The organism is Microbacterium sp. ISL-103, assembly GCF_018613995.1.
GTDB lineage: Bacteria > Actinomycetota > Actinomycetes > Actinomycetales > Microbacteriaceae > Microbacterium.
The window spans coordinates 1-2,452 of the sequence record NZ_JAGGPD010000570.1 but is presented as its reverse complement, the minus strand read 5'-3'; the positions used below and the strand labels follow the sequence as shown (position 1 = coordinate 2,452).

Below are 2,452 nucleotides of genomic sequence, written 5' to 3'. Positions count from 1 at the left end.
TTCTCGGTCGTGGACGTCTCGGCGTCGAATCCGGGCTCCGGGATCATCGCGATCGGGACGCACATCCCCAAGGTCTGAACGCGGCGAGCGGGCGGGGCCGGGGCCCGTGAATGCCCTGACGCCCCCTGGCCCCCACCCCAGAGAGTCGACCGCCGTTCACCTTCCGTTCACCTGCGCGGGAGAGTCTCGTTAACCGCCGCACTTAGCGTCACTGTGTGCCCTGCACCGGGCCCCACCCATCAAAGATCGAAGGATCCACAGTGAAGATCTCCCGAATCGCACGAATCGGCGCCATCGGCGCCGTCGCCGCTCTCGCACTCGCCGGCTGTGCCGCGAACGAAGGCGGCACCGGCGGCTCCACCGACGCACCGAGCGAGTCCACGCTCACCGGCACCATCGAGGCCACCGGCGCCTCCTCGCAGGAGGCCGCACAGCAGTCCTGGGTCGCCGCCTTCCAGACCGCCAACCCCGACACCACGGTCAACTACACGGCCACGGGTTCGGGCACCGGCCGCGAGAACTTCATCGCCGGCTCGTCGAACTTCATCGGCTCGGACCGCGCGTTCAACGCCGACGAGCTCGCCGCGGGCGGCTTCGGCTCCTGCGCATCCGACGAGATCGTCGAGATCCCCGTCTACATCTCGCCCGTCGCCGTCGCCTTCAACCTCGAGGGCATCGACTCGCTGAACCTCGACGGCGAGACCATCGCCAAGATCTTCTCGGGCGCCATCACCAACTGGAACGACGACGCGATCGCTTCGCAGAACGACGGCGTCGACCTGCCCGACCAGGCGATCGTCCCCGTGCACCGCGCAGACGCGTCGGGCACGCAGGAGACCTTCACCAAGTACCTCAGCGCGGTCGCGCCCGACGTCTGGACCTACGAGGCCAGCGACGAGTGGCCGCTGCAGACGGGTGAGGCCGGCGACGGCACCTCGGGCGTCGTCGCCGCGATCACGAACGGCGTCGGCTACATCGGATTCGCCGACGCATCGCGCACCGCCGACCTGGGACAGGGCGCCGTCGAGGTCGAGGGCGAGTACGTCGCGTACTCCGCCGAGGCCGCCGCAGCGCTCGTCGAGGCATCCCCGCTCGAAGAGGGCCGCTCGGACCACGACCTCGCCTACGCCGTCGACCCGGCCGCAGCCCCCGCCGGCTCGTACCCGATCGCCCTCGTCTCGTACCTCATCGGCTGCGTCGAGTACGACGACGCCGAGACCGCCGGCCTCGTGAAGGCGTACTTCGAGTACGTCGCATCGGCCGAGGGTCAGGATGCCGCAGCCGAGGCAGCGGGCAGCGCCCCCATCTCGGACAGCCTGCGCGACCAGATCAACACGGCGATCGACGCGATCGTCACGGAGTGACCGACGGCTCAGCCCCGAGCTGAGCTCCGGTCCCGACGCCCCCGTGGTGTCGGTCGTAGCACTCGACCGACACCGCGGGGGCACCCGCATGAAAACCCCGAACGCCCCTCAGAGCCTGGAGTCGCTCCGATGACCACAACCTCAACGGGTCCCGATACCACCCGTTCCGCCGGGTCGCGCACGGCCCCTCGCCGACGGGGTGACCTCGTCTTCTCCGGCACGGCGCTGGCGGCGGGAATCATCATCCTCGTCACCCTCGCCGCGGTCGCCGTCTTCCTGATCATCCAGGCCATCCCGGCGCTCTCCGCCGACACGAGCGGCAACCACATCCTCGAAGGACAGTCGTTCCTGTCGTGGGTCTGGCCGTTCGTCTTCGGAACGCTGTGGTCGAGCCTCATCGCGCTCGTCATCGCCGCCCCCGTCGCGATCGGCATCGCGCTCTTCATCTCGCACTACGCGCCACGTCGCCTCGCCGGCTTCCTCGGCTACATCATCGACCTGCTGGCCGCCGTGCCGTCGGTCGTCTTCGGCCTCTGGGGCGCCCTCACCTTCGCCCCGATGCTCGTGCCCTTCTACAAGTGGCTGAACGAGAACCTCGGCTTCATCCCGCTCTTCAGCGGCACGCCCTCGGGCACCGGCAAGACGATCCTCACCGCATCGCTCGTGCTCGCGGTGATGATCCTCCCGATCATGACCGCGATCTGCCGCGAGGTCTTCCTGCAGACTCCGAAGCTGCACGAGGAGGCCGCGCTGGCGCTCGGCGCGACCCGGTGGGAGATGGTCCGGATGGCCGTGCTCCCCTTCGCCCGCAGCGGCATGGTGTCCGGCGCGATGCTCGGCCTCGGCCGCGCGCTCGGCGAGACCATGGCCGTGACCCTCGTGCTCTCGCCGCTCGGCATCGTCACGTTCAACCTGATCAACCCCGAGAACCCGACGACGATCCCCGCGATCATCGCCCTCCGGTTCCCGGAAGCACACGACGAGGGTGTCAACACGCTCATCGCGGCCGGTCTGATCCTCTTCATCGTCACCTTCGCGGTCAACTTCGTGGCCCGCTGGATCGTCCCGCGCCGCGCCGGGTTCTCGGG

At 69.2% G+C, this 2,452-nt stretch carries 2 protein-coding genes; both read left to right on the top strand.

All coding sequences use genetic code 11. The features are described from left to right. Positions 1–260 precede the first annotated feature (260 nt). Entirely contained in the window at positions 261–1,364 is a 1,104-nt protein-coding gene (gene pstS, locus J7E68_RS17980; RefSeq protein ID WP_215174917.1) for a phosphate ABC transporter substrate-binding protein PstS, read from the top strand. 129 nt (positions 1,365–1,493) lie between these two features. Further along, positions 1,494–2,452: phosphate ABC transporter permease subunit PstC (gene pstC, locus J7E68_RS17975; protein WP_215174915.1), on the top strand; the 959-nt coding region annotated here is incomplete at its 3' end.